Origin of the sequence: Paenibacillus sp. BGI2013 (assembly GCF_002843485.1) — a bacterium.
Taxonomy (GTDB): domain Bacteria; phylum Bacillota; class Bacilli; order Paenibacillales; family Paenibacillaceae; genus Paenibacillus; species Paenibacillus amylolyticus.
In genome coordinates this window covers 219,340-241,634 of record NZ_PJFA01000004.1, presented here as the reverse complement: position 1 = coordinate 241,634, position 22,295 = coordinate 219,340, and the positions used below count along the sequence as shown (strand labels likewise).

The window sequence follows — 22,295 nt, the reverse complement described above, 5'->3', positions numbered from 1 at the left end:
GTGGACGACTTGCCTGTGCGAATAACACATCCGTGTGCCGAAAGCAGGAAGATTCTAACACGGCTCCTGCCTCAGATATGCTCAATATACATCTCATTCAAAATATGACCCATACGATATGTGTGCTCTGCCAATTCAGATTTCACATATGATTCAATATCACTCTTTTCGATATTGTACAAGACCTCAATTTCTTTAGAAAAAAGAAGGTGTCCTTCATTGATTTTCTGCTCCAACGAGGTTATCTGTTTGGGTTTCAGATCACTACCGAGCACCTGCTGAAGTGCTTGCACATATGTTTCAAGAGAACGCGCTCCGACAATTTTTATACCCTGATTCTCTTCATTCACAATGATAATGGATGGGAAACCTCTAACTCCCAAACCAGCGACACTCTCAAAGTCTTCCTCTAATAAATCTTGTGCAGATTGCTGTGCAGCCGCCTCAACCACTTCTTTTCCATTCAAGCCCAGTTGATTGACGATATCCGTCAGCACATCATCTTCTCCAATATTTCGATTAAATACAAACACGGCTTCACGCGCACGTCTTAAGAAGTCCTGCTCTTTCCCAGGATGTGTACTCTGAATGACCTTAAATACGCGAGATGGCGGATAGGAAGAAAGTATTGGATTATCGTGCCATAAGGAACCGTCGATGGGCATGCGTGAATGTTCACCCACTTCCTTCCAATGCGCTGCAACGTCCGAAGGTTTCTGAATCCCGTTAGCGCCATCCGAGAAACCATTCCAGTTAGCCAGTAGCCCACCCATTTTGATTTGTAGCGTAAAATAATGGCCGTATTCCTCAATAAACCGATGAAGCACAGGCTCAAGTGCCCAGCAGTGAGAGCAGATCGGATCTGTTGCGTAATATAGAGTTATCCTTTTCTCAACATGATTCAGATTGATTTCTTGCATCGCCTCTTCTTCGCTCACACCACATACGCCTGTTTCCAGATCACACATCATAGATTCGTTACTCACGTGTATCCCGCCTTTATATTGTCTTATGAATTGATTTTCTTGTGTTAGTTTGATTATAATGTCTACAATCTTCTGAACAAGTACGATTCTTTTTCTGACTTAGTATCAAAAAGTATACTATTGGAGGGTATCAAGTGAAATACGAGTTTAATTTTGATCAGTTATGTCCAGCGACTTATGCATTTCAGGTCATTGGAGGCAAGTGGAATCTTCCGATCCTGGCAATCCTCAGTGAAAATGACTGTATACGTTACAATGAATTAAAAAGAAGACTGCCTGGCATTACCGGAACGATGTTAACGAACTGTTTGAAGGATTTGATTCATTCCGGCATCGTGCATCGGGAGCAATATAACGAGGTGCCACCGAGAGTGGAGTATTCACTCACAGAATCAGGCAAGGAATTGGTTCCTTTAATTGAATCCATGGTAATATGGGGTCAGAAAAATATGACAGCAGGCGTGAAGCAACAAGATATATAACTCCTGGCCTATTGTAACCCCTTATCATAGATGTTCATTTTTGAATCGCTCTGTACACTTTGTTCAACGACAAAAAGGCTATTTCACTGGATCATCATGTCCTTTGAAATAGCCTTTCCTTTATAAATACAAGACGGCCGCTTGTTTACAACGTGTACACATCTAACTATTCAGGTCGTCATCTTCCTCATTTCCTAAATACATAACCGTTTTTTCTCCCTCAACCAATCTAATGATCTGCTTTCGTAATTTTGAAGGAAATAAAGGTAGTTCGTTTATATTTTTAATTTCAAGCCATTCATATTCCACCTGATTTTCGTCATTTGGCAGAATAGAACTATCTTGGTCCATCAAACCTATGTACTCGCATAAAAAAACAAAATCTACACGATGAAGAGCCTCACCGTATACACCTTCAATGACAAATTCCAGTGATAACGGTTCTACATCTATTCCGATTTCTTCCGCAACTTCACGCTTCACAGCATCCGTCAGGGTTTCACCTGCATTCTGGCTCCCACCAGGCAGAATGTAGATGACTTCATCATTATCATCCTGCTTCATTGCAAGCATTCTCCCGTCTTTAATGATCAATGCTTTTGCAGAATTTCTAATCTTTCTCTCCATTGCTAATCCCCCATATATATCTGTATCATGTTGTTGAAGGTTGATTCCATTTAACCTCACGATCTCCATGAAGAATATTTTAACACATACCTCTAAACAAATTCTGAACAATCAAATCAACTCACTCTTGGCGACCTCCATGAAAGCAGCCATAGACGGAGAGATCCATTTTTCCCGATGCCAGAGCATTTGCGCAGAAAAGGATACATCTGATAAATCCCACGGTAGTGCAACCACTTCCCCATCGCTCAACTCTTTCTTCAAAGCCATTTCAGGTAATAAAGCGATCCCTAGACCAGCCACAACACATTGTTTAATGGCTTCTACACTATGAAACTCCAGCTCTGTCAGAGCATCTGCACCTTTCTTCGTTATGGATTGGTCAAAATAAGTGCGATACGAACAGTTCTTTTCGGTCAGCAAAAAATGCTGTTTGTGGAAGTCATCGATAACTAACACGGAACGCGATGCTAACATATGATCGGGAGAAGCCACCATTTGAAAGGTCTCATCCTTTAAAAACTCTGAATGAAGGTCTTTGGAATTAATTTGCTCATCCAATACAAAGACGACATCGGCATGCCCTTCTCTCAGACTCGATTTAAGCTCTTGCCCAGACAGGGGGCGGAACAATAACCGCACACCAGGATAGTCCGCTCGGAAGCGTTTGAACAAGGCTGGAAGAAGATATGCACACAGCACTTCATCTGCTCCGATCACAACCGTTCCCGCCAATTCTCCGTGCTGACTGGATATACACTTTGCTTCCTCTACATCGTTTAATATCTTAGTGGCGTACGGCAGAAACTGTTGGCCAGCATCCGTTAACACAACCTTTTTGCCTAATCGATCCAGCAATTTCACCCCGAGCTCTTCTTCCAGCGATTTGATTTGCATGGTTATGGTAGACGGTACATAGCTCAATAATTCAGCAGTTTGACTAAAGCTGCAGGTCGATGCAAGTGTCCAAAAGGTTTTTAGCTGGCGTATTTCCATGAGTCAGGCACCTCCTAAGTTCAAAATAAATGAATGATATGTTCGATAACGTTTCGTTGAATTGATAATAGACGTATTGTAGAGTGAAATCAAGTTATTACTATTTTATAAGGAGAATCAATCTATGAACGATTATGAAACATATAACCTTGGAGATACATTACTTCAATCGGGACAACAGCTCCCTCAAGCCTTTATCGCTTACAAGACCTATGGAAACTTAAATACGGCAAAGGACAATGTTATTGTTGTCCCAACATGGTTTGCTGGAATTCACACAGATAATGAATGGTTAATTGGAACGGACAAAGCACTGGACCCCAGTCGTTATTTTATCATTGTGCCCAATATGTTGGGTAACGGATTATCGTCTTCTCCAAGTAATACCCCTGCCCCATATGATAAGAACAACTTCCCTATCATCTCCATGTATGACAATGTGCATGCCCAACAAAAACTCATCACTCAAAAATTCGGTATCTCCAAAATCAAACTTGTTGTGGGCTGGTCTCTGGGAGCCATGCAGGTTTATCAATGGGGAACCAGTTATCCTGAGATGGTCGAGCGTATTGCCCCCTTTGGCGGGACGGCAAAGAGCAGACCCCATACACAGTTGGTATTCAAAGCAATGATCGCGGCGTTACAGGCAGATTCAGTTTATAAAAATGGTAGATATGAACGCCCTCCGGTTGCCGGTCTCGCAGCGATGGGAAGAGCTTATGCTCCATGGGGGTTCTCGCAGGCATACTATTTGGAGAAATTGTACCAATCTGAGGGGTACGACTCCTTGAAATCTTATGTAGAAGATTACTGGGATCAAGTATTTCTTCCCTTCGATGCTAACGACTTGATTACCATGTTACGTACAGGAATCTATGGAGACATTAGCGATAATCCCGTAGATGACGGCAACTTCGAACAGGCGTTAAGCAAGATCACTGCTCCTGCACTCGTTATGCCAGGATCAAGTGACTTGTTCTTCACGCCAGAAGACAGTTCGTATGATGCTCAGCATATGCCAAACGCGGTGTATCAACCTATAGAGTCCAAGTGGGGACACTGCTTTGGAATCGGAGCAAACGAAGAGGATTCACTCGTTATCGATCGTCATCTAAAGCAATTTTTGGAGTCATGAGTAAAAAAAGAAGGAGCACAAAGTAAAAAAAGTGCACAAAGCTCATTATTCTTTTCTCCGCTACAACTCAAAAGTAAAAAAAGATACCAGTTCTCGTCAATAACCTTTATATCACGTTCCCCCTTTCTCGTTTAGAATATTTTCAAGTAAGCGTTATTGAAATATGACTGATAAGGGGGAAAAGAAATGAACAAGAAAACGAAAGCCTTAGTCTTGTCTGTGTGCATGTCAACCTTATTACTCGCAGCCTGTAGCAATGGAAGCGGTGCCGATAAAGGTTCAACGACGGACACGGATTCCAACGAGGCTGGAACGACAACCATTCACACCGTAACATCAGAATACACTTCAGCAAAATATCCAAAGGGCGACGATATCACCAACAATGTATGGATTAAGCGATACAAAGAGAAGTTTAATATCAACGTCAAAACAGACTGGGTTAGCGATGAGTACGATACAAAACTCAATTTGGCTATCGCATCGAACGATCTTCCTGACGTATTCAGAGTTAATCCATCACAACTGAGACAGTTAGTCGAAGCAGATATGGTCATGGACCTTACCGAGGTATTTGATCAACACGCTTCAGATCGTCTCAAAGGTTACATGGAAGCAGATGCAGACAGTTACGAATCTGGAAAGAAAGACGGTAAGCTATACGGGATACCACAGATGCACTGGGGATTAATTGAACAACCAGACTTCATCTGGATTCGGAACGACTGGAAAGAAGAATTGGGAGTCCAAGATCCAAAATCTGTGGAAGACATCAAAAATATCGCACTAAAATTCATGGAAAAACACGGTGGTTATGGTATAGCGGTAGACCAATCGTTGGATTACCTCAACCTGCTGGCCATTGCATGGAATGCGCATCCGGATATGTGGATGGAGGATAGCACTGGAAAACTCGTGTACGGCTCCGTGCAGCCTGAGATGAAAAATGCGCTGGCTGAGTGGTCAGAATGGTACAAGCGAGGCATCATTGATCCGGAATTTGCAATCAAAGACTTTAATGCGATGAACGCGGATATCGTAGCCGGCAAAGTGGGAATGCAGCCTTATTACCAATGGTGGGGTTATAATCCGGGTGTCGATACGGTATCCAATCTGGGTAAGGACGCCATCTTCTACCCTTATATCATCCCTACCGTTGATGGGAAAGAAGCCAAACAATCCATCTTTTTCGCTAACAACAATTATATCGTTATGAAAAAGGGATTTAAGAGCCCTGAAGAAGTGATCAAAATTTTGAACGACTACGCTTATATTGTGGATGAAGGCAATGGCAAGGAATCCACAGAAACGTTATCCGCCTTGCTGGACAACGATATTGCCCATGTTGTTGGAGCGTTCCGTGTACTTAATCCGAATTCCGATTACGAGCAATTTGAGGCGGTCTCCGCTGCCCTTCAATCCAAGGATACCAGTGGACTCACAACTTCGGGTATGTGGCAAAAATATAACAACAGTGTGGAATTCATGGAGAATGCAACCCCAGGAGCAGTTGGTGATTATTTGCAACAAGGGGCTCCAAAGAATGCGTATGGTCTTGCCAAGAAAGTACTGGACAGCGAGAACTATACAAAGACGGCCTTATGGGGTGTTACGCCAGAAATACTTTCAAGCTACGGAACAACCTTGGATGATATCCTGACTGAAGGTTTCACCAAGATCATTATGGGTAGCGAAAGTATCGATTATTTCGATGTTATTGTCCAGAATTGGCTTGCAGCCGGGGGCGATGACGCAACTCAGGCAGTTAATGAAGCCTACGGGAAGAAATAATTTCGTTTGTCACAAAGAGGGGACGAGGGTTATCTCTCCCCTTTATTTGATAGCGATTACATTTGGCGTACAAGGAACGGAGGAATATGTATGTTGAGAAAATGGAAGCAGCAGAGTCCTTACCATCTCATGTTGATTCCAAGCCTGGTCTTGGTCTTCATCTTTTGTTACATCCCTTTCTACGGACTTATTATTGCGTTTCAGAAGTACAATCCGGGCCTTGGCTTTAACTCGCCATGGGTAGGATGGGATAATTTCACCCACATATTTAATCAGCCGAACTTTGTAAGAACGATCTGGAATACATTGTACATGTCTGTCTTTAAGATTATCGGTGGTATAATCGTACCCGTAATTTTTGCATTACTGCTTAACGAGGTACTGCATAGTGGAATCAAACGTACATTTCAAACCCTTGTCTACATTCCGAACTTCCTCTCTTGGGTCATTATGGCTGGTATCATGCTGGATATCCTTAGCTCCGACGGCATTATCAATACATTTCTAAGTGTATTTGGGATTGCACCGATCTCCTTTCTTGGCACACCTTCTATTTTTCCTTGGACGATGATTGTGAGTGACATATGGAAAGGATTCGGGTTTGGCACGGTTGTTTATTTGGCAGCCCTGACCAGTATTGATCCGGGACTTTACGAAGCCGCCGTGATCGACGGAGCGAAACGGTGGAAACAAACCATCTACATTACGTTGCCTCTACTCATGCCAACCATTGTTTTAATGACCGTACTTTCACTTGGAAACGTACTCAATGCTGGCTTTGACCAAATCTATAATCTCTACTCCCCTGTTGTCTATCAGACGGGTGATATTATTGATACCTATGTCTACCGTTTAGGAATTCAACAAGCACAGTATTCAATTGGTACCGCTGTTGGGTTATTCAAATCGATCATTTCCAGTGTCCTCGTTGCTGTATCGTACATCCTGGCTTACAGAGTGGCTGGTTATCGTATCTTCTAAGAAGGAGGAACTCACATTATGATCTATGATAAAAGTATGAGCAGACGTGTGTTTCTTATCTTAAACTACACCATACTGCTTCTAATCTCTCTCCTATGTATTCTGCCGTTTATCAACCTGCTGGCTGTTTCATTCAGCAGCAGCTCAGCTGTATCTGCGGGGAGTGTCACGTTCTGGCCTGTGGAATTTACGACAAAAGCCTATGAATTTGCATTAACTGGAGGATCATTTTTCTCCTCTCTCTGGGTAGCCATTCAACGAACCGTTATCGGAACGGTGGTGAATCTGGTTCTGATCGTACTCACGGCTTATCCCCTCTCCAAATCAAAACAAAAATTGATGGGGCGTAATATCTATATGGGATTTTTCATAATAACCATGTTATTCAGTGGAGGACTAATTCCAACCTATCTCGTGGTTGTCAAAATGGGACTGATCGATTCCATCTGGTCTCTGATCCTGCCTGGGGCCCTCCCCGTATTCAGTATGATTATCCTCATGAATTTCATTCGGGGGCTGCCCGAGGAGATTGAAGAATCAGCCATTATCGATGGTGCCGGGCCTGTACAGGTATTGCTTCGTATTCTACTCCCACTTCTCAAGCCCGCTCTCGCTACGGTTGGTTTGTTCAGTATCGTTGCCCACTGGAATTCGTGGTTCGATGGCATTATCTATATGAACAATCCAGCCAATTATCCATTACAAAGTTACCTCCAGACCCTTCTGCAAAGTTTTGAGCAAATCATGCTGAAATCTGGGTCAGATTATACGCAGCTGTTGTCCATGATGAACGCCAGAACGGGGCGCGCCGCTCAGATGTTCTTGGGTGCCATTCCGATTTTACTTGTGTATCCGTTTTTACAGAAATATTTCACCAAAGGTTTGGTGTTAGGTAGCGTCAAAGGGTGAACAAAAGGGCTTGCAGTTCATACTGCGAGCCCTTTGTTTATATCTAAACTTATTTTTTATGATCGCTGTACCGCATTATGAGATGCATAAATGAAAGCTTGTATGACTATTTGGGTTCTAGGATGGCAGGCAGCAGAATGGAGAAAATGGTACCTTCACCTATTTTACTCTCCACCTGAATTCCATAAGGTTTACCAAAATGAAGTTGAATCCGCCGCTGCACATTATGCAATCCAATCCCATTCGTTCCCCTACTTGCACCGGACTTTTCTTCCAATAGATTCTGCATCGTATGATGATCCATACCAACACCATTATCGCAGACCTCGATCACAACTTCATCCAGCTGTGATTGAATCCGAATGGTGATGATTCCGTCTTCTTCGAGTTCAGCGAGTCCATGAAATATTGCATTCTCCACAATGGGCTGTAGAATCATTTTGGGCATGCGATAATCCAGCAGTCTATCCTCAATCTCGTATCTCATCTGAATACAATCGTAGTACCTGACATTCTGGATCGTTACGTAATTCGTTATATTATCAAGTTCCTCACGAATGGTTACGAGGGTTCCATCAGATTTTGTTGCATAGCGAAGCATCGAGATTAGTGCATCGGTCATTTCCACGATTTTGTCTGCCTGCTGCATCGAGGCAATCCATTTAACCGACCCAAGGGTGTTATACAGAAAATGAGGCTTGATCTGGTCATGGAGCGCACGCATCTCGGCCTTGGCTTTCTCTATTTCTTCCTGCTGCATCCGTTCGACCAACCGCTTCAATTCATGAGACATTCTGTTAAATCGAATGGATAAATGTCCAATCTCGTCTTTTGATCCAATAGGTTCAACTTGTTCAAACTGACCTTTCTCGACTAGAGCAATATTCCGTAGCAGTTTTTTAATGGGAGTTGTGATGACATGAGATAAAAAGATGGATATGACGGCAGCAAAAAGAACAATGACAATGGCAAGCGTCACCAGATTACGACCCAATATTTTGCCATCAGCAGTCAGCTCATCCAAAGGCATATATAAGTAAGTTGTCCATTTTTGCTGACTAAGGGGACTGGTCACCACGACATTTAGTGATTCAGGCGGACGAACGTTGTCCCGGAACAGTGTCCCGATCAATCGTTCGTTCACGTTATAAACGATCTTGTCATCCTCATCAACGATCATGAATCTGGAGCGCAGCCCTTCCTGCAAGTTTCGATTGACGATTTCAATGAATTTGATATCAATGCTGACAACAATCACGCCAAGCAGTTTTCCACTAGTCACATCATGAATTTTGCGAGCGTGTGACACTGCCAGTATTTTATTCTCCAATTGCTCGTCGATTCGTGTTGTGAGGGTAATGGTTCGATCATTATCATGCATGAACTTTTTAAACCACAATTCGTTTGCTACTTTGAAGTTTGGATCAATGGGTTGATGTGGACTGACAAAAAGGTCTTGCCCCCCGTTCATATTGTAGAGGTAGATGGAGAATACGCGATCTTTCATCATGATGTAATTCATCAGAATATTGTATGCGGCAATCTCATGTTGTTCATCACCCTCTCGCAGGAAATCCTGGATCGGAAAACTCCCTTCATGGGTCGCAGATAGATTGTCACTAAGCCCATTGCTGGCTAGCAGCGAAATTTTCTCAATCTCCTTGAGGAACTCGTCAATGCGGATATTCGTCTGTTTGGCCAGATCGTTTAGCAACGTTGTATAGTTCTGTGCCAATAAACGCTCTGATGAGTAATACGAATTGATTGTCATCACCAATACCGGAAGGATAATGACCGTCATACAGATCACCATAATTTTGTACTTGATTCGGAAGGGCCGAACATGCTTCATATGCTGCACCTCTATTCACCGATTACATTCATCCCTGCTGTAATTCTCGATATTCCTCAGGAGTGACACCTACCGATTTTTTGAAAATCTTACTGAAGTACGTGTAATTATGGTAACCCACCTTTTCTGCGATTTCATACACTCTCATTCCTCTGCTCAATAGATACGCCTTGGCATGTTCAATTCGAACTCGGGTCAAGTACGTGATAAAATTCTCTCCTCGTTCCTGTTTGAACACACGGCTGAGATACGACGGATTCACACTAATTTGGCTAGCGATACTTTGCAGTGAGATATCTTCCGCATAATACTTGTCGATCAATTCGGTGGCGAGATCGGTGTAAGTGCTTTCCTGTTTGATTTGGGAATCGGTTTGGAAGTAATATGCAATATGAGCAAGCATATCTTGGTGGATATCCTCCCAATACTCCCCCTTTAGAACGATTTCATAGGGTGATTTTTCTGTTAAAGAAGGGGCACCTCTTTCCGTAGCTCGGGATAGATGGGAATGTATCGTTTCCATTACCATGATATATTGCTTGCGAATGCTATTCTCATCTGCTCGTAGCTGTTCCAGATTGGATCGGATTCCTTCAAGGAACTTTTCCGCCATTTGGTTGTCTTTGCTTACCCACAACTTCAACAAATCTCGTTCTTGTTGCGGGCTTAAAGCCCCCTTAACTTCATGTCGATCTGGGGATTGAACCATATCATCGTAATACAACACCTGGTTGCTTCCTGTGAAGAAACTCTGTTGTAGGGCCGTTTCTGCCTCTTGGCAGGCCGTCCTGATGTGAAGGAAACCGGAAGTCATTCTACTTACCCCAGCCGTGAGTGATAGATTCATAAAATCCTTGATGGAAGACAGCAATTTATTACATAGTTTATTCAAGTCGGCGTGTACAGATTGGCTCTCAGGAAGTACATTGACGATCACCCAATATTCAGAGGAACTTTCAACAAAAATCTCTTTCTCCCACTTCGATGGAATGATCTCTTCCATAATATTAAGAATCGAAAATCGGAGCAGCTTTTCCCCCTTCTCAACATATTTCCGCTTTGCATCCTCGTAATAGTTCACGATGAACTTCATGACAACCAACTGGTCTGAACGTATACGAAAATGCAGTTCTTCCGCTTTGGTGACGATATCCTCCTCACTAATGAATCCGCTTACAATATCTTGGAAGAAACTATCCTTTAGATATCTTAGGCTCTTGGAATAGTCCTGTGTTATAGAGGGTGTGTTGGTTGGGTGAACATGTTCACTTTGCAGTTTCTGTCCAACCGTGCTCAGGAGGTCAATAAGGGAGGATTCGGTGATCTCACTTTTAATCAAGTAATCTGAAGCGCCAAGTTTTAGCGCCTCTTTCACATAATGAAATTCGTCAAAATTACTCAGGATGACATACTTACAGGTTTTCAGTACGCAGGAGGCCTCTTGTATAAGCTGTAGCCCATCCATAATCGGCATCTTAATATCTGTAATAATTAGATCAGGCATCACTTCAAGCGCAAGGCTTAATGCCTCTTTTCCATTTCCCGCCTCACCAACAACATAGAAATTGTACTCTTCCCAATTCAGCATGGAACGAATTCCAACCCGCATGAGCAATTCATCATCTACGATCATCAGTTTATACATGCGTATCCCCCAACATGAACCATTTTTAGATATTTTACCATTAAACGGACTGTTGCAAAGATGTCTAGCGAACCTTATTGAATTGCGGGTATCATAAATAACACTTTTACAGAACATACGTTCCTGTTATAATCAGATTATCGTATTTGGTGTAGCATAACATGACCGTCTGGAAAGGATACATATCATGAATTTATACAAGTTTGAATTAACGGTGAACGGATATCTATTACGTGTTCATTTCAGTGCATCTGAAGAAAGTGGTTTGAAATGGTGCAAACGAATTGCTTCTGAATTCCAGAATAACGTTGCCAATCTGGAGATCAAGGTTGATATACATAAAAAGCAGAAACAAAAGCATGCACGGGATTATCACGGAAAACCATATTTGTATGATAGGACACTAAGGAAAAAGCCGCTTGCGAAGAAAAATAAAACGGCTGAATCATCTGTTGTTATGTAAAGGTAAATTAACATTGCTGCTTAACGAGTCTTCTCAATAGAAAGACAAAAAGACTAAAGAACGATTAATTGATGATAACATCAGTAACGTTCTTTAGTCTTTTATGAAGTACTATCGACACCTTGAGTAGACTGAAATTCCTTTCACGCCCCGGCGTCTCCAACCATTTGTCGTTCAATTTGTTTCATTTCATAAAAATAACCTTTTTGCTCCATCAGCTCAGTGAAAGAACCCGATTCTACAATCTTGCCTTGGTCCATGACCACAATCCGATCCATCTCTTCCAATCCCGTCAGCCGATGGCAAATCAGAAGAAATGTATCTTCGGATGCTTGTGCAAGAAGATGCTGGAGCACATGTTTCTCTGTGACGTAATCCAACGAAGAAGTTGGTTCGTCCAGAAGCCATAACCGTCCTTTGCGCAGCATGGCCCGTGCGAGAGCCAGCCGCTGCTTCTCACCATCCGACAGGTTCTCCCCTTTTTCATAGACCATGTCGGTCAACAACTTATTCGGCAGTTGGACTTTATCCAGCACAGCCGACAGTTGTTCATCCGAATGTTCTTCTCCATTCAGCAACAGGTTGTCCCGGATGGTTCCCCGGAAGAAGTGGCTTTGCTGCAACACGACATTCGTTCCTTGCCAAATGCTCTCTTCATTCAGTTCCTTCACCGAAACATCGTTTAATCGTATATCGCCAGACGTTGGTGCGCGCAACTTGAGTAACAAATCAATAATCGTTGACTTGCCTGACCCGCTCGGCCCGACAATCGCTGTTTTGGAGCCTGCTGCAAGTTGCAGAGATAGCTCCCTCAGCGCCGGTCTCCATTCCCCTTCATATTGAAAGTTAACACCGGATAGGTCAATCGAAACCGCCTGATCGGCTGAAACTTCACCGCTTGGCTGTACAGGTTGTACATCGGAGGTCGGCACCGTTTCCGCCAGTCGCTGAGCGGCGTGTTCGCTGTCCTGCTTATATAGAGGCAATATAGCCATTGCGGCAGCTTCTTCGAACACGGTCTGCGTGGCCAGGATCAGCATGGCGAGAAATACACCGGCAAATGCTCCATTCACAATTAAGAAAGCGCTGAGTGCTAGCACTCCCCATGTAACGAGATACGTCACAAAAACGTGCATGGACTGCCCGCGCAACAGGTGCGAAGCGGCTTGTTTCTGCTCCGTTGCCAATGCAGCGGAAGCCTGCTGAAGCTGTTGCTCACGCTGTTCCAATTGGCCGTATACTTTCAAATCCCTGAAACCATACAACACTTCGGTCACTTCCGTGGACAGCAAGGCCCGTTGCTGGCGGACACGTCCGTGTATTTTTCGCTGACCTAACAAGACAATACCTGGTACAACAAATGCCGTAATCAGCATACCTAGTACTAACAAACACGCAATCCAGATCGAAAAGGCCGAAGTGAACAGCATGGTAGCCAAAAACACCATAACGACCATGATGGGTGGATACGCGACCCGCAAAAAGTAATTTTGCAAACTTTCCACATCACCCACGATCCGCGCAAGCAGATCCCCGCTTCGGTTTTTGTTCAATATACCTGGCGTTACCGGGATCAGTTTGGCAAAAAAGGACGTCCGCAAACGGCTCAGCATGGAGAATGTCGCCCTGTGCGAATACAAGCGTTCCCCGTAGCGACTTGCCGCTCGAAGGAAACCAAGTAGTTTGACCATGGAGGTGAGTACAATTAAGGTGTACAGCGGTGGCGCAAATACTGTTTGAGATATCATATAACCACTCGCGGAAAAGAGAGCTACCCCTGCTATGCCGGCGATAAATCCGCCCAATATCGAAAGCAAGATATCCTTGCGCTCCTGAATCATCGCTTTTGACAGAATCGTCAGCTCATTCATGCTAACCCTCCTTTCCGTTGTACATCAACCATCTCCGCATATTGAGGCAGACGCGCCAGAAGTGCTTCATGGTGTCCTGAATCCACCAATACCCCACTATCCATAAACAAAATGTTGTCCGCATGTTGAATTGTATATAAACGGTGTGCCACCGTAATCATCGTTGCCGTTTTCGCTAATGCCGCAATGGATTGTTGCAATACCCGCTCGGTGTGTAGATCCAGTCCTACGGTGGGTTCGTCGAACAAAATGACGTATGGTCTCTTCAGAAAAGCACGTGCTAAGGCAAGTCGCTGCTTTTCCCCACCAGACAGCCCCCGGCCACCTTCACCAACAAATGTGTCCAGTCCCTGCTCCAATTGAGCGACAACGCCAGCAAGTCCTGCTTCCTCTGCCGCCTGCTCAATTTCAGCTTTGGAGACGTTCCGACCCGCGCCAATCGCGATATTTTCGGCAAATGTACCTGCAAAAATATACGGATGCTGTGTAATATAGCTAACACGTTCAAACCATGCAGCCTCATCCTGTTGCGAAAGCTGGCTTCCGTTAACCAGAACCGCTCCCGAATCTGGTTTCAGTAAACCGGCAATGAGATGAAGCAGCGTGGTTTTACCTGAGCCACTTTTGCCTACAATAGCAATCTGTTCTCCCGGTCCAATCGAGATCTGTCCTGTCTCAAGTCCAAAGGAATCAGGTGTGTACTGGAATCGGACATCGTTCAGTTCAATGGTTGGTGGCATTGTTATCAACTCGGCACGAGCTGTACGAAGCTCTTCCATCTTTGCAATTGCATCGACATCGGTTAATTCGCTTTGATCCGGTCCTTCTTCAGGCTTCGTTTGTGTGCTCTTGACACTAGTGTCCGCGAGCATCTGTTCCACCTTGCGAATGGCCCCCATACTGGTTCGCCCGCTGTGGAAAGCCGTTCCTGTATTCTTCAACAGACTGTAAAACTCAGGGACGAGTAACAACACGAGAAAGGCCGTGTGGAAGCTCATCGATTTGAAAACCAGTAATTGAATAGCCAGTTCAAGCGCGACAATACCAATGCTTAACATCACGATCGATTCCAGCATAAACGTATTTGTAAATGCAATCTTCAAAATGCCCATGGTGGCATCACGATACCCCAGACTGCTGCGTTCAATCTCCTGCTGTTGACGTTTAGCCCGTCCGAATATTTTTAACGTAACCAGCCCTTGAAGCGAATCCAGAAATGTACCGGAAAACTCAGCCAGTTGCGCGTATTTTTCTTCTGATTTGTTCTTTGTCTTGAGCCCAACCAAGATCATGAACAGCGGGATAAACGGTGCCGTAAACAGCATAATCCAGCCTGTGTTAGAGTGCTGCGTAAACGTAACAACCAGAATCAGAATCGGGATCATCGCAGCTTCCATCATTCGAGGCATATATTGACTGAAATAACTGTCAGCCTCATCTACAGCATCCAAAGCAACACTGACCTTTCCTCCCGTCTGTCCACTCAGGGTTGAAGGCATGGAAGCGCGGGTCAGGTTCTGCAACACAGATGCTCGCATATTTGTCTTGGCGCGTACTGCCATATGCAAGCCCACTTTCCCATTGCCATACGACAACAGTGAGCGTACAGCCATAACAACCAGTAATAGGACAAGCAACAGCATCACTGATGAAAAGGAAGCTTTCTCTACAAAGATTCGCTGGACTGCTTCAGCCACCAAGGTGGCCTGGCTTATAATAGCTACACCAAGGGCCAGCGAAATGATCGCAAGGAGAAGTCTGTTTTTTGGTTGTAAAGACATTTGCTGCGAGATCAGATTGGATTTGCCTCTCCTTTTCATTGAACGCTCCTCCTTTATTTTTTCCCTTTCACATAATCCGCATCAAACAGGAACAGTTTGAAGACCAGGATTAGAGAAGGAATTAACAAGCACAGACCACCGATAAACACAACGACGAGTGCAAAGCCCATTGCAGGTGATGTGGCGCTACTCTGAATGGTGATGTATGGATCGAGAATGTAAGGATATTGCCCAATCCCGTAAGCAAAAAAGGCTGTGAGAAATTGCAGCATGATGCATATAAAAGCTAAACCATAACGGCGTCCGTTATACAACAGCCACATGGCAATCATGAAAAACGCAACGGAAAGCGCCAGCAGCCACCATAAATCCATCATATTTTGAAAATGACGCTCATTGTGTTGACCCAAATATATAAATGCAGTCAGCGCGAGAATAATGGTCGGTGTGCTCCAGAACAAAGCATAGTTCCGCATGAGCTTCAATGCCGAATGATCCTCTGCCCGAGAAGCGTAAAATGTGAGAAATGACCCACTAATGAACAATACGGACACGATCGCCAGTCCAACGATGCTCCACGATAATGGATTCGTAAATAGTGCCCAGTAATCCAGGGAAACGGTATCTCCCTGCTTCAAAATAAAGCCACCTTCAGACAGGGTCAGTGCCACTGACAATGACGCTGGAATAAGCAACCCTGTAGCTCCATATAAGAACAAATACACGATACTTTTTTTGGAACCATAATTTTCGAAAGCATAGAACGACCCACGAATGGCAAGTAGAATGACGGCAATACTTCCTGGAACAAGTAGCGCGGAGCCATAATAATAGGCCGTGTCCGGGAAAAATCCGACGATACCAATATAGAAAAAGACAAAAAATACATTGGTGATCTCCCAGACAGGTGATAGATAACGGGAGATCAGACGATTAATCAGATGATCCTGCTTTGTCAGGCGTGCATAGAAGGCAAAGAAACCTGCTCCAAAATCAATGGAAGCTACAATAAGATAGCCGTACAAGAACAGCCAGAGTACCGAAATACCAATTAATTCATAACTCATCAGGCCTGATCCCCTTTCTTGGCTGATTGATCATGCTTCTCCTTCAACCATTTCTCCATCTCGAGTTCAGCAGGATTGTTATTGAACAACCGTCTCAGTACGACGACACACATAACGCCTAGCAGGATGTAGAGAAGCAAGAAGACGAAAAATAAAATTCTCACACTCGGTGAAGAAGTAGCGGCCTCTTCTACCCGCATATAACCTCGGATGATCCATGGCTGCCGCCCGATCTCTGCATAGAACCAACCCATCTCAACGGCCAGAAAAGCAAGCGGTGCACTCAGTGCAACCATACGAAGCATCCACTTGTTAAACTGATTACGTTTCTTCCAGAATACAAACAGGAAGTACAGACTTGATATAGCAAGCAGAGCGAATCCAATACCAGCCATTAGATCAAACAAATAATGAACAAGTAAGGGCGGGTGTTCATCTGGTGGAAATTCGTTCAGCCCGGTTACCTCGGCGTTAAAGTCTCCAAAGGCAAGGAAACTGAGCAGTTTCGGCAAATGAAGAGCGCCTATAATTTCATGTTCTGCATTCAGCCATCCCAAAAAAATCAAATCCGCGCCGCTTTCCGTCTCGAAATGCCACTCGGCAGCTGCGAGCTTCTCCGGCTGATGCTCAGCCAAAAATTTGGCAGACACATCTCCAGCTAAGGAATTTAATAAACTGAATACCAGCACAACGGCCATCATGAGATTCAAGCCTTTTTTGTGGTAGGCCGACACCCCTTTTCTCAGCATCGCAAAGGCTGCTATTCCTGCCAACAGGGCAGCTCCTGTCAGATAAGCCGAGCTTAATACGTGGAATACTTTGGAGAAGGTCGCCGTATTCAGCATCGCTTGTACGGGGTTCACTGCCATGAATTGACCTGCTTCCATGACAAAACCTTCAGGCTGGTTCATGAATCCGTTCACTGTTGTAATAAAAACAGCTGACATGCCTGCCCCGGCGACAATCGGAATAGTCAGCAACCAGTGGATATACGGATTTTTGAACCGATCCCACGTATACAAGTAAATTCCCAGGAAGATGGCTTCAAAAAAGAATGCAAATACTTCCATAAATAGTGGCAGTGCAATGACATTCCCGGCCAGCTTCATAAAATTCGGCCATACCAAGGCCAACTGTAGTGAGATCGCTGTGCCTGTCACGACACCAACCGCGACAGAAATGACAAACCCTCTGGACCACCTCTTTGCCATAAGTATGTAATGGTGATCCTTCTTCCGAATGCCGATGAACTCTGCAATAGCAATCATCAAAGGTACGCCGACACCAAGCGTTGCAAAAATCACGTGGAACCCGAGCGTCAAACCAGTCACTAGCCTGCTCCATAAAACCGTATCAATAGCCATTCTTTGTGTTGCCTCCTTTCAAACTCTGTTCAATTTAGAAACATTCAATATCAGATTTGGCCAAGCTCAATGCAGAATTGCGAAAAATTTCACAAAGTTAGGTATGACGATATCTTGCCACACCTATAATGCGTTTACTCCTGTAGGCCCCCGATAATAACAATCATTGGATGCCTATTAAAATCTGATATTGATGCACTTAAAGTACTAACGAAACCTATTAATCAAAATTATTATATCTTTATTTTTACCTAATTCAATCAAAGACACGTCTTCTACCCTAAACGTTCAAGAAAGGATCAACTCTTTCTGACAACTTGGTGAAAATCAAAAAATACACCCAATGGAGCTATTGATTCATTGGGTGTAAACGTGTTATTGCACGGCAGATTCTCTATTTTACTTGCTTACTTGCTCTGGACTCACCGCACCTGCCTCGCGACGTACGCTCATGATGAACATTGATGCAGCTAATATCGTAAGGATGATTCCAAGCATCTGAAATCCTGTCACATTAAATGTATCTCCCATGACAATCCCAATTAATAACGACGATAAGATGGTCCCCAGATAGCGTGATGTATTAAAAATACCCGATGCGACTCCAATCATTTCTTTGGGTGTGCTTTTGAACAGTGCTGCTTGCATGCCGACCGCGTTTAGGCCGTTACTTATGCCAAATAAAGCTAAGGCAACAATGATTATGAAGATTGGAGAAGTTTCATTCATAACAACGATCAATATAGAGCCAAATGTCATTAAAGAAGCGGATACGATCAGAGCTGGCCGTGATCCTGATCTGTCAATCCAGCGCCCTGCGATTGGAGCAATAATGACTGAACATAACCCCAAAGCTAGCATACTCATTCCTGTATGAACTTCGTTGAGATGACGTACCTGCTTCAAATACGTAGGAACTCCAAAAAAAAGTGCGTAAAACAGGATGTTCACCAGCATGTATTGCACATTCACCCAAGTCATCTCGGGATATGAGGCAAACGTTCGCAGAGGGATAAAAGGCGTGGCTGCTTTTAATTCATGTCGGATGAACATGACGAGTGCGATTAACCCGATCCCCCCTGTCAGCAGATGCCATGTTGAAATATCTCCTGTGGAACTTACTGAAAGTAAACCGATGAGCAGAGTCACCAAAGCTACCGTAAACATCAGGATACCTGGTGCGTCAATTAACGCAAGCCATTGCCGAATGGACATGTGACCAGAGATAGACGGAGATTGATCGTCCTTCGGGATTGTTTTCCAGGCGAACCAAAAGCTTGCCATGACAAACGGAATATTAACGAAGAATATGCTGTGCCAGTCCCACCAATGAATCAATACCCCACCAATAAAAGGTCCAATTGCAGCTGCTCCGGAGAGGAATATCGCCAAGGTGGACAAGGCAGATGCTTGCTTGTCAGTCACGTTAATTCTTAAAATCGCCATTCCGACGGCCACCATCATACTTGTGCCAATCGATTGAACGATCCGGAATACGATTAGCCACGAAAAGCTGGGAGACCATGGAGCTAACATGGATGAAACGAAAACAATAACAAGACCCAGAAGGAAGATCTTCCTTCGACCAAACAAATCACTACACTTCCCCACAACGGGTTGAGCAACAGCACTCGCAATGTAAAACGATAAAATAATCCACGAAACGGCTGTAAAATCAAGCTGATACACGAGTTGTAATCTTGAGATAGCCACAGAGATCATGGAGGAATTTAACGGATTTAACATGATTCCGAGCCCAACAGCTAACATCAATCCTTTTTTCTGAATGTTCAATGGTACACCTCTCCTTCTTCTGCTGTCATCTTACTTGAAATCATTCATATATTCCAACGCATTGTATGTTATGATTTGATGAACTAGAAGGAATGAAGGAATGGTGTAAATGGAGCTTCTTCAACTAAAATATTTCCTGACGGTGGCCCGATGCGAGCATGTTACGGAAGCTGCGGGAAAGCTGCATGTCACGCAATCCTCCCTGAGCAAAACGATACAACGATTAGAGGACGACCTTGGAGTCCCTTTATTTGATCGAATCGGGAGAAAGCTGCGACTAAACGACTTTGGAAGAACATTTCTTCAGCGAACTGAAAAAGCCTTATTTGAATTGGAACAAGGAAAGCGGGAAATTGCTGACCTCTCCAATCCGGATCAGGGTACACTGCAATTGGCGGTGACTACGGCGAGCACATTGCCAGGTATACTGCGGGAATTCCGGAAAAACAAGCCGGATATTCAGTTCCATGTGCTAATGGTTTCGTTAGAAAACATGTCCAGACTTCTGCATCGGGGCGAGGTGGACTTTTGTCTCTCCTCCCCTCCGATTGAAGGTGACGATATCGAATGTCAGATACTATATGACGATCCGATTGTAGTCGCTGTTCCTATGGGTCATCGATATGCAGACCGAAGCAGCATTCAATTGACAGAGCTTAAGGACGAGTGGTTTGTTGGGGTGAAGCAAGGGTATGGGGTTCGTGATATGGTGGATTCCGTATGTCAATCCGCTGGTTTCCTACCGAAGTATGTATATGAAGGGGATGAGCCTGCAAGATTAACAGCCCTTGTGGAGGCGGAGATCGGTCTCGCTTTTATACCTAGCACAGCCAGAAACCCGCACGAGCGCATTAAATATCTTCAGGTAGAGGAACACCAGCTCGTTCGGGAAATCGCTCTACTTTCGCACAAAAACAGGTATATTTCCAAAGCCGCTTTAGAGTTTCGCAGCGTAGTTATGGACTATTTCAATGCTATGCCACGAGCATAAATTCAGTCCAGAGGAGTCCATTCGAACATCTGAAATTCCACCGCATAGAGGCTCATATCAATGTGGATAACACCCCTTCCATGAAACTGGCAGAGAGTGTTGGTATGGAATTTGAATGTCTACGTAAAGGGTTTATACACGAAAATAATGAATGGACCGATCACTTGGTGTATTACAAAAATTATAATTAAACGGTTCATACAACTCATTCTAAAACAAGGGAACTCCATATCAAGAAGTTCCCTGTTTTCTATGTTTGTTGAATATTCTTCTTTTTGCGATGAAGGGTTACTACTCCCAAACTAACTGCTGAAATCGATAATAGGATTATTGCATTACTTGAGACTAATGATTGCACTGTATCTAGTCGTAATAATTGCGTAATTAACCTTCCTTCATACGGTGAAAGTGTGGCTCCCAAGTTATACGCGATCAGAACAATGGTCGTACCCAGCTTTGCCATTTTGGCGATTTGTTGTGCAAAAGTATGCAATAAATAGGGCATTATACAGCGGAATGAAAACCCGATGATCATTGAGCACACGGTAGTAAGCATGATACTTTGCGAGATCGTCGTAACGAACATCGAGCTTCCAAGTAACAGAATCGATAATGGAACAATATAGTTACCGAGTGTTTTGTATACTTTCCCAAAAGAAAAGCCGGCAACAAAAGCTCCCAAACCTATAAATGCAATCATGTTGCTTCCATTTGTCGCAGTTCCGATATTTTTTTCCAAAATCAAAGGAGTAATCTGTAAATTATAATTGATGAAAATAGCTACTATTACAAATAATAAGAGACCATAGCCAATCATGACTTGAAGGGCTTTTTTATTATTTGTGTGGCTTGGATTCGTGGTGACCTCTTCTCTTATATTAAGCTCTTTTTTATCAGAAGGAACGAAAATCAGGAATGCAATGAAAATAGGAAGTGCCAGGGCGTAGACATAAAATGATGTGTGCCAGCCCATTTTCAATAGTTGACCAACGAGTAGTGTTAGACAAATGCCTCCTAATCCCTCAAAGGCACTTTCTAAGCCAATTACGGTTGCTTGTTTAGCTGGATTCTTATGATACATATCACTGATCATCTGAATGATGAGCCGGTTAAATAAACCTACACCTAACCCAAACAAACAGCGAGAAATGAACAGCAACGAAAAGAGGTCATGATACAATGCAGGGAATACTCCCGCAATGAGAACAAGCCCTAATCCAGTTAGTATAGTTGCTTTCTTCCCAATAAGAAGTTCAAGTCGATTAGCAATTAACACACCAAGAATGACAAATAATGAAGGTATGGTTGTTAATAATCCTACGTGTGTTACCGATATCTCTGGAAAATCATTGGTTATTGCAGGAATGTTAGCGGCAATCACTGGACCTGAAGAAATTAATAACGCAACGGACAATAACGAATATGTTCTAAGCTTCTCCATGGATATTATAAAAAACCAACTCCTAACTGTTTGTTTTTGCTCCATATGGCCGATAGTTAGCCTTAATGCTGCGATAAATGGATAAAGCAGTAACGCATAAGTCGATGACTTCATACGTT

18 protein-coding genes and 1 pseudogene are annotated in these 22,295 nt (G+C 43.7%); 8 read left to right on the top strand and 11 right to left on the bottom strand.

Annotation, left to right across the window (positions count from 1 at the left end; translation table 11 throughout):
* Positions 1-71: 71 nt before the first annotated feature.
* Positions 72-986, bottom strand: coding sequence for a DsbA family oxidoreductase (locus CXK86_RS12095; protein WP_101313799.1), 915 nt, complete (start codon positions 984-986; stop codon positions 72-74).
* Positions 987-1,120: 134 nt separating this feature from the next.
* Here CXK86_RS12095 and CXK86_RS12090 point away from each other — a divergent pair, with 134 nt between their 5' ends.
* Positions 1,121-1,468 carry a winged helix-turn-helix transcriptional regulator gene (locus CXK86_RS12090; protein WP_076253083.1) on the top strand — a complete coding sequence of 116 codons (348 nt, stop codon included), beginning with the start codon at positions 1,121-1,123 and terminating at the stop codon, positions 1,466-1,468.
* A gap of 162 nt (positions 1,469-1,630) precedes the next feature.
* On the opposite strand, the gene CXK86_RS12085 is transcribed toward CXK86_RS12090, so the two are convergent.
* Both CXK86_RS12085 and CXK86_RS12080 read right to left on the bottom strand, forming a co-directional pair.
* Positions 1,631-2,095, bottom strand: a complete 465-nt coding sequence (locus CXK86_RS12085) for an NUDIX domain-containing protein (RefSeq protein WP_180361752.1) — start codon at positions 2,093-2,095, stop codon at positions 1,631-1,633.
* 111 nt (positions 2,096-2,206) lie between these two features.
* Positions 2,207-3,091 (bottom strand): LysR family transcriptional regulator, encoded by an 885-nt coding sequence (locus CXK86_RS12080; RefSeq protein WP_101313797.1) that lies wholly within the window; start codon positions 3,089-3,091, stop codon positions 2,207-2,209.
* Positions 3,092-3,215: 124 nt separating this feature from the next.
* Between CXK86_RS12080 and CXK86_RS12075 the strand changes: the two genes are divergently transcribed.
* The 4 genes from CXK86_RS12075 (at position 3,216) to CXK86_RS12060 (ending at position 7,907) form a co-directional block, all read left to right on the top strand.
* Positions 3,216-4,226: an alpha/beta fold hydrolase gene (locus CXK86_RS12075; protein WP_101313796.1), complete on the top strand. Its 1,011-nt coding sequence runs from the start codon at positions 3,216-3,218 to the stop codon at positions 4,224-4,226.
* A gap of 186 nt (positions 4,227-4,412) precedes the next feature.
* A complete protein-coding gene (locus tag CXK86_RS12070; protein WP_101313795.1) occupies positions 4,413-6,017 on the top strand; it encodes a type 2 periplasmic-binding domain-containing protein in 1,605 nt (534 codons plus the stop codon).
* Positions 6,018-6,107: 90 nt separating this feature from the next.
* A complete protein-coding gene (locus CXK86_RS12065; RefSeq protein ID WP_036615758.1) occupies positions 6,108-6,998 on the top strand; it encodes an ABC transporter permease in 891 nt (296 codons plus the stop codon).
* Positions 6,999-7,016: 18 nt separating this feature from the next.
* The gene (locus CXK86_RS12060; RefSeq protein ID WP_101313794.1) at positions 7,017-7,907 is read left to right on the top strand and encodes a carbohydrate ABC transporter permease; all 891 of its coding nucleotides are present in this window, start codon (positions 7,017-7,019) and stop codon (positions 7,905-7,907) included.
* 106 nt (positions 7,908-8,013) lie between these two features.
* Here CXK86_RS12060 and CXK86_RS12055 read toward each other — a convergent pair whose 3' ends face one another.
* A complete protein-coding gene (locus tag CXK86_RS12055) occupies positions 8,014-9,759 on the bottom strand; it encodes a cache domain-containing sensor histidine kinase (RefSeq protein WP_101313793.1) in 1,746 nt (581 codons plus the stop codon).
* Positions 9,760-9,787: 28 nt separating this feature from the next.
* Complete coding sequence (locus tag CXK86_RS12050) at positions 9,788-11,404, bottom strand: helix-turn-helix domain-containing protein (RefSeq protein WP_180361751.1); 1,617 nt, start codon at positions 11,402-11,404, stop codon at positions 9,788-9,790.
* A 187-nt stretch (positions 11,405-11,591) separates the two neighbouring features.
* On the opposite strand from CXK86_RS12050, the gene CXK86_RS12045 reads away from it, so the two are divergent.
* Entirely contained in the window at positions 11,592-11,867 is a 276-nt protein-coding gene (locus CXK86_RS12045) for a hypothetical protein (protein ID WP_101313791.1), read from the top strand.
* A gap of 143 nt (positions 11,868-12,010) precedes the next feature.
* Here CXK86_RS12045 and cydC read toward each other — a convergent pair whose 3' ends face one another.
* The 5 genes from cydC to CXK86_RS12020 form a co-directional block, all read right to left on the bottom strand.
* Complete coding sequence (gene cydC, locus CXK86_RS12040; RefSeq protein ID WP_101313790.1) at positions 12,011-13,738, bottom strand: thiol reductant ABC exporter subunit CydC; 1,728 nt, start codon at positions 13,736-13,738, stop codon at positions 12,011-12,013.
* On the bottom strand, positions 13,735-15,558 hold the full coding sequence (cydD, locus tag CXK86_RS12035; protein ID WP_101313789.1) for a thiol reductant ABC exporter subunit CydD: 1,824 nt from the start codon (positions 15,556-15,558) through the stop codon (positions 13,735-13,737). The genes cydC and cydD overlap by 4 nt, the downstream gene beginning before the upstream one ends.
* A 14-nt stretch (positions 15,559-15,572) precedes the next feature.
* Positions 15,573-16,586, bottom strand: coding sequence for a cytochrome d ubiquinol oxidase subunit II (locus CXK86_RS12030; protein ID WP_179086461.1), 1,014 nt, complete (start codon positions 16,584-16,586; stop codon positions 15,573-15,575).
* Positions 16,586-17,950, bottom strand: a complete 1,365-nt coding sequence (locus tag CXK86_RS12025) for a cytochrome ubiquinol oxidase subunit I (RefSeq protein ID WP_036615789.1) — start codon at positions 17,948-17,950, stop codon at positions 16,586-16,588. The genes CXK86_RS12030 and CXK86_RS12025 overlap by 1 nt, the downstream gene beginning before the upstream one ends.
* 399 nt (positions 17,951-18,349) lie before the next feature.
* Complete coding sequence (locus CXK86_RS12020; RefSeq protein ID WP_101313788.1) at positions 18,350-19,744, bottom strand: MFS transporter; 1,395 nt, start codon at positions 19,742-19,744, stop codon at positions 18,350-18,352.
* A 109-nt stretch (positions 19,745-19,853) separates the two neighbouring features.
* On the opposite strand from CXK86_RS12020, the gene CXK86_RS12015 reads away from it, so the two are divergent.
* Positions 19,854-20,735, top strand: a complete 882-nt coding sequence (locus CXK86_RS12015; RefSeq protein WP_101313787.1) for a LysR family transcriptional regulator — start codon at positions 19,854-19,856, stop codon at positions 20,733-20,735.
* A gap of 20 nt (positions 20,736-20,755) precedes the next feature.
* A pseudogene (locus CXK86_RS12010) lies at positions 20,756-20,926 on the top strand (GNAT family N-acetyltransferase); the annotation flags it as partial.
* A 59-nt stretch (positions 20,927-20,985) separates the two neighbouring features.
* Here the strand turns inward: CXK86_RS12010 and CXK86_RS12005 are convergent.
* On the bottom strand, positions 20,986-22,290 hold the full coding sequence (locus tag CXK86_RS12005) for an MFS transporter (RefSeq protein WP_218973869.1): 1,305 nt from the start codon (positions 22,288-22,290) through the stop codon (positions 20,986-20,988).
* Positions 22,291-22,295 lie beyond the last annotated feature (5 nt).